The organism is Streptomyces sp. NPDC054840 (genome assembly GCF_053611065.1).
On sequence record NZ_JBSGZP010000449.1, the window covers coordinates 1 to 6,192 of the forward strand.

General features: G+C 73.0%; 3 protein-coding genes. All 3 read left to right on the forward strand.

The window, feature by feature from the left end; genetic code table 11:
- The first annotated feature begins 401 nt into the window (after positions 1 to 401).
- On the forward strand, positions 402 to 1,751 hold the full coding sequence (locus ACWGIU_RS26525; protein WP_453709803.1) for an MFS transporter: 1,350 nt from the start codon (positions 402 to 404) through the stop codon (positions 1,749 to 1,751).
- A gap of 69 nt (positions 1,752 to 1,820) precedes the next feature.
- Positions 1,821 to 3,101 carry a condensation domain-containing protein gene (locus tag ACWGIU_RS26530; protein ID WP_453709805.1) on the forward strand — a complete coding sequence of 427 codons (1,281 nt, stop codon included), beginning with the start codon at positions 1,821 to 1,823 and terminating at the stop codon, positions 3,099 to 3,101.
- 368 nt (positions 3,102 to 3,469) lie between these two features.
- Positions 3,470 to 6,192: non-ribosomal peptide synthetase (locus tag ACWGIU_RS26535; RefSeq protein WP_453709807.1), on the forward strand; the 2,723-nt coding region annotated here is incomplete at its 3' end.

Sequence of the window (6,192 nt, forward strand, 5' to 3'; positions counted from 1 at the left end):
CGGGTGTGGCGGGTGGGGCCGGCGGGGTGGGGCCGTGCTGGCCGCCGCGCCCAGTCCTGCCTATGGTGTGGGAAGACGTGCCCGGGCCGCAAGCGCCTTCATAGCGGACGGAATGTCGGCCTCCGCAGGGGCATGATCCCGGATGAGTCTTTTCGGCCAGGATGGAATCGGTTACTCACGGTAAGAGTCGCCGGTCGCCCCTCTCGCGCCCCCCTCGCGCCTCCCTGACCCCCCTTGCCCTACGCGCCCCGCGCCGCCTGTTCGGTCCGCCGGAATTTACGTGGTGGTACCCCGGGTAGCACGAAAGATTTCCCGACTCGTGTCCTCAGTGCCGCAAAACAAGTCCGAAATTGACAGGTTTCCTTTGACTGTTGCGCGATTAATCGGTGAATGTCGTTCACATGTCCGACACAAACCGCTCCGCCACCGGTGGCACCGGTGGCCCCATGCGCTTGCATGACTTCCGCCTGCTGCTCGCGGGAGCCGCCACCGGACAGTTCGGTGCCCAGGTGACGCTGGTGGCACTGCCCCTCGTAGCCGTCCTCGAACTCGACGCCCCCGCCTTCCAGGTGGGCCTCCTGACCGCAGCGGAGACCGCCGCCTTCCTGCTCGTCGGGCTGCCCGCCGGGGCACTCACCGACCGCATGCGCAAACGGCCCCTGATGATCCGGGCGGACCTGGTGCGAGCCGTGGCCATGGCGAGCATCCCCGCCGCCGCGCTCGCCGACGTCATGACCATGGCCCAGCTCTACGCCGTCGCGCTCGTGACCGGCGTGGCGACCGTGTTCTTCGACGTCGCCCACCAGAGCTACCTGCCCCAGATCCTGCCCCGCGACCAACTCGTCACAGGCAACGGCGCGCTGGAAACGGTCCGTTCCACCGCACACGTCACCGGCCCCGGTATCGGCGGCGGACTCGTCCAACTCGTCGGAGCGCAGTTCGCCGTTATCGTCGACGCCGTCGGCTACCTCCTCTCCGCCCTCTTCCTCCGGCGGATCGAGCGGACCGAGGAAGCACCCGAAGCCCCCGCGCCCGGGGCCTCGCTGCGCAAGGAGATCAGCGAAGGTGTGCGATTCGTCTTCGGCCACCCCCTGCTCCGCGTCATCGCCCTCACCACCGGCCTCGCCAACCTCTGCACGGCCGTCCTCATGGCCACGCAGACCGTGCACCTCGTCCGCACCGTCGGACTGCAGGCCGGCGGGCTCGGGCTGGTGCTGTCCGCGTCGGCCGTGGGCGGGCTCCTCGGCGCCCTGTTCGCCGGCCGCCTCGCCGCACGGCTGGGACAGGCCCGGGTCATCCTCCTGTCCCTTCTGGTGACCGGCCCCTTCGCACTGCTGTGGCCCCTGTCCACGCACGGTCTCGCCGGGGCCGTCCTCTTCGCCACCGGATCCGCGGTCGTCTCCTTCGGCGCCGTCGTCTACAACGTCGCCCAGGTCAGCTTCCGCCAAGGGATGTGCCCGCCACGCCTGCTGGGCCGCATGAACGCCACCCTGCGCTTCCTCATGTGGGGCACCCTGCCGCTCGGCGCGCTCATCGGCGGAGCCCTCGCCCAGACCTACGGATCGCGTACGGCCCTCGCCTGGTGCGCCGTCGGCATCCTCGCCGTACCACTTCCGCTGCTGCTCTCCCCGCTGCGCCGGATGCGCGACCTCCCCGGTCCGCAGAACGAGGGCAGCGCCGACGGGCCACCGCAGGACACCGCATCCCACGCCGACGAGGGCGACCGGCCTGCCCCCGCGCCCACCGGCTGACCACCGCCCGCCACCACCGACCACACCGCCCCGCGCGGCCGCGACCGCGGCCACCACGAAGAGGACCCCGTGCTCAGCATCACGAGTCAGTACCTCACCCGCTACCGGCGTATCACCGCCGACCGGCCCGACGCCCTGCTGCCTGTCACCGGAGCGCAGCGCCGCTTCATGCTGGTGCGTTCGCTGGACCCGACGGGACGCCCCGACGTGGTGCCCATGTTCTTCGCGTTCCCCTCCGGAACCATCGACCCCCAACGGCTGCGGACAGCGGCCCACAGGCTCGCCGCACGGCACACCGCCCTGCGCTCGCGGCCCGCCGTCGTCCGGGGCACCCCCGTACTGCGCGTCGCCACTCCCGACGACGCGGAGGTCACCGTGACCCGGCCGACCGTCGCACCCGGCGAGTCGGCGGCCGACGCGCTCCGCCGCGCACTCGAGTCCTGGGATCCGCAGGGTTCCCCCTTGCGGCTCTTCCTCGTACGCGACGAGGAGCGCGAGGAGGACATCCTCGCCGTCGCCTTGGACCACGCCGTTTGCGACGGCCGTTCGCTGGCGCGGATCGTCGACGAACTCGGCGCCGCCTACAGCGAGGAGGCCACCGATCCCGGCACCGCGGCGGGAGAGACGGCAGCCGAACTCGCCACCTATGAGGACGCCGTCCTGCTGCAACTCGCCGCCGAGGAGCGAGCGGAGACGCCCGCCGCGGCCGCGTACTGGGCGGACCGGCTGCGCACGCTGGACACCCACGCCCCGGCACCCCGCCCCGCACGAGCGCCCGAGGGCGTACCGCCCAGCGGCGCCGCGCACGCCCTGCTGCCCGCACACGACGGCGGAGTCTCCTTCCCCGGACTGCTCGACGCCTGCCGTTCCGCGGCCCGTGAGCTGTACGGCCCGAACCGCACGGTCCCGCTCGGCTACCCGTGGGGCGGCCGTCCCGCGGGCGCGGAGCCGGTCATCGGCTGCTTCCTCAACACTCTCGTCTTCCCGGCCGACACCGGCCGCGGACCCGGCTCGCAGGCCACCGCCGACGCGTGGTGGGACGACCTCGACCGGGCCGACGTACCGTTCGACACGGTCGTGACCGCCGTACGGTCCACCGGCTCGGGCTGGACCGGAGGCCTCGACGGACTCCTCACCGTGGACGACGACAGCCGTCGCCCGCCCCTCGCCCTGGCGGGCATCGAAGGACGGGAGGTCCACGTCGACGGCAGACCGGTCCGCGGTCCCTTCGCCGTGTCCGTCACCCAGGGAGCGCAGATCCGCCTGCGGATGGGGTGGGACCGGGCGGTGATCGACGACGAGACCGCGAACCGGGCGTTCGACGCGCTCACCGACGCCCTGCGCCCCTGAGCCACGCCCCAGGTCGTGGCCGCAAAGGAGCACCGATGGCACCGCGTTCCGCCACGCCGTCCTCGGTCGCCTGGCGATCCTTCCCCTCGGCCCCGCGGGCCTGGGGAGGCCCCACGACACCGGTCGCCGCTCCCTCATCCGGCCTGATCGGCAGGACACCGCCCAGGGGCCCACACCCCGCCCCGCCGGGCCCCGCCGGACGCGGCACCCGCACACCGGCCCTCGCCCGGCCCCGCGCCCCGCGCTTCCCCCCACAGCATCCCCGCACGCCCGAACGGCACCGCGCGACCCGCGAAGCCGCCCGTACGACCGCCGGACACGACCGTGACCGGCACCGGAAACCGACCCGACAACCTCAGGGATCGCCCATGCTTCCCCTCTCCTCCTCGCAGGAGATCGTCTGGCTGCACGAGCAGATGCAGCCCGGCAGCCGCGCCTACAACTTCACCGCCTCACTGGACCTGTGGGGCACCCTCGACGCCGGGGCCCTGCGCCGCGGGCTCGCCGCCACCCTGGCACGCCATGCCGGCCTGCGGCTCGAACTCGTCGCCCCCACGGGTTCCGTTCCGCAGCAGCGGGTCGCGGAGCACTGCTCGCCGAGGCTGCACACCGTCGACCTCAGCACGGCGGACGACCCGGAGACGGCGTTCGCCCGCCTCCTGCGCACCGAGGCCGAGACACCGCTCGACACCTTCGACGCACCGCTGATCCGCTGGACACTCGTACGGCTGGCCGAGCGCCACCACCGGCTGATCCACGTCGAGCACCACCTCATCCACGACGGCCACTCCTTCGCGATCCTGCTCGACGACGTCTTCCGCGTCTACCGCGCCCACGTCCTCGGCGAGACCCTGGAGCTCCCGGCCGCCTCCTCGTACGCGGACCACGTGCAGGAACGGGCCCAGGCCGCGTACGCCCCCGAATCGCTCGACTTCTGGCAGGCCGAACTGCGCGACCAGCAGCACGACCTGCCGCTGCCCGGCGTGACGCGCCCCGGCGCCCGCCGCAGGCACCACGGCGGACAGCTGCGCCAGACCATCGGCGCCGATCTCGCCGAACAGCTGCGCGGACACGCCCGTACCCGCGGCCTCACCCCCTTCTCCACGCTCCTCGGGCTGTTCGCGGAGCTGCTGCGCCGACACAGCGGCCGCTCCCGCATGGTCATCGGCACGGCCGTCGGCAACCGCCCCCTCGGCTACGAGGACGCCGTGGGCATGTTCGTCAACACCATCCCGCTGCCGCTCACCCTGGACGCCGCCGTCCCCGCCCAGGACACCATGGACGAGGTCACCGACACCCTCATCCGGGCCCTGCCGCACCAGGACGTACCGGTCCAGGAACTGACCCGAGCCCTCGGCATGCACACCTCCGGCGCCGACAACCCGCTGTTCTCCGTCATGTTCAGCGCCCACGACGCGCCCCTGCCCGAGATCGACGTACCCGGCCTCGACATCACCCTCTTCGAGGGCTTCAACACCGGCACCACCCGCTTCGACCTCGATGTGGTCCTGCTCCCGGACGACCGGCGCGGCGTCACCCCGCGCCACGGCGCGCCCGGCATGACCCTCGTCTGGGACTACGACGCGGACCTCTTCGGCGAGGACGTCGCCCGGCTGCTCTCCGGCCGCTTCCTGGACCTGCTACGCGCCTACCTCCACAGCCCCGAGACCCCGCTGGCCGATCTAGATCCGGCCGCCACGGATCCGGCCGCCGAGCCCGTACCCGTCCCGGCCGGCCGCGATCCACTGGATCCCGTGGCCGCACACCACCCGTCGCTGCCGGCCCTGCTGTGCGGCGCCCGCCGTCTGACCTACGGCGAACTCGACGCCCGCGTCGCCTCGCTCGCCGAGCGCCTGAAGGCCGCCGGTGTCACCCCCGGCCGGCCGGTGGCCGTGGTCCTGCCCCGCGGGACCGAATCCGTCATCGCCCTGCTCGCCTGCCTGCGCACCGGCGCCGTCTACTGCCCCCTGTCCCCGTCCGATCCGCCCGCCCGACTCGGCCTGCTGCTGGAACGGCTCGCGCCGGCGCTCGTCCTCACCGGCGACGGCACCCCTGCCCTGCCGGACGCACTGCCGACCGCCCGGATCGACGCCCCGGTACTGCCCCCGGCGCGCGACGGCGCCGTACTTCCCGGCACCGCGTACGTCATCCACACCTCCGGCTCCACCGGCACCCCCAAGCCGGTCGCCGTCGGCCCCGCCGCCCTGGTGCACCACATGACCGCGGCCGCCGACCGGTTCGGCCTCATCACCTCGGACCGGGTCCTGATGTTCGCCCAGCCGTCCTTCGACGTGGCGCTGGAGGAAGTGCTGCCCACCCTGTACGCAGGCGCCTGCCTGGTCCTGCCCGAGCACGAGGTGCCCACCGGCGCCGAGCTCACCGAACTGCTCGCCGCGGCCCGGGTCACCGTCGCCAACCTGCCCACCAGCTACTTCCTCGCCACCCGCGAGGACCTGCGTCCCGCCCTGCGTGACGAGCGCTGGACACCCCGGCTCCTGGTCCTGGGCGGCGAGCGCCTTCCCGTGGAGGCACTGCGCGGCCTCCTCGCCGACACCGACGCCACCGTCCTCAACGCCTACGGCGTCACGGAGGCGGCCATCACCTCGACCGTCCACGAGATCTCCCGCGACGCCCTCGTCGAGGGCGCCGAGATCCCCCTGGGCACCGAACTACCCGGCGAACGGATCCACGTACTCGACGCCCACCACCGCCCGCTGCCGACCGGCGCGGTCGGTGAACTCGCCGTCGCCGGACCCGGCCTCGCCGAGGGCTACGCGGGCAACGAGGAGGTGACCGCGGCCCGGTTCGTCACCGTCGACGCGCTCGTCGGGCAGCGCGTCTACCTCACCGGCGACCTCGGCTACCGCGGTCTGGACGGCCTGCTGTACTTCCTGGGGCGGCGCGACAACCAGATCAAACTGCGCGGTCACCGCATCGAACTGGAGGAGATCGAGGCCGCGGCGTCCGCGGTGCTGGGCGGCCGGTCCTGCGCCGTCGTACTGGACCGGAAGGGCCCCCGCGGCCCGAGGCTCGTCGGCTTCCTCGAAGTAGAACTCGACGGTGAGGACTTCGACGAGAAGGCGCTCCACGC

What these genes read in the sequence shown, in the direction of transcription:
- ACWGIU_RS26525 (WP_453709803.1), top strand. Translation starts at nt 402, where the DNA reads ATGTCCGACACAAACCGCTCCGCCACCGGTGGCACCGGTGGCCCCATG.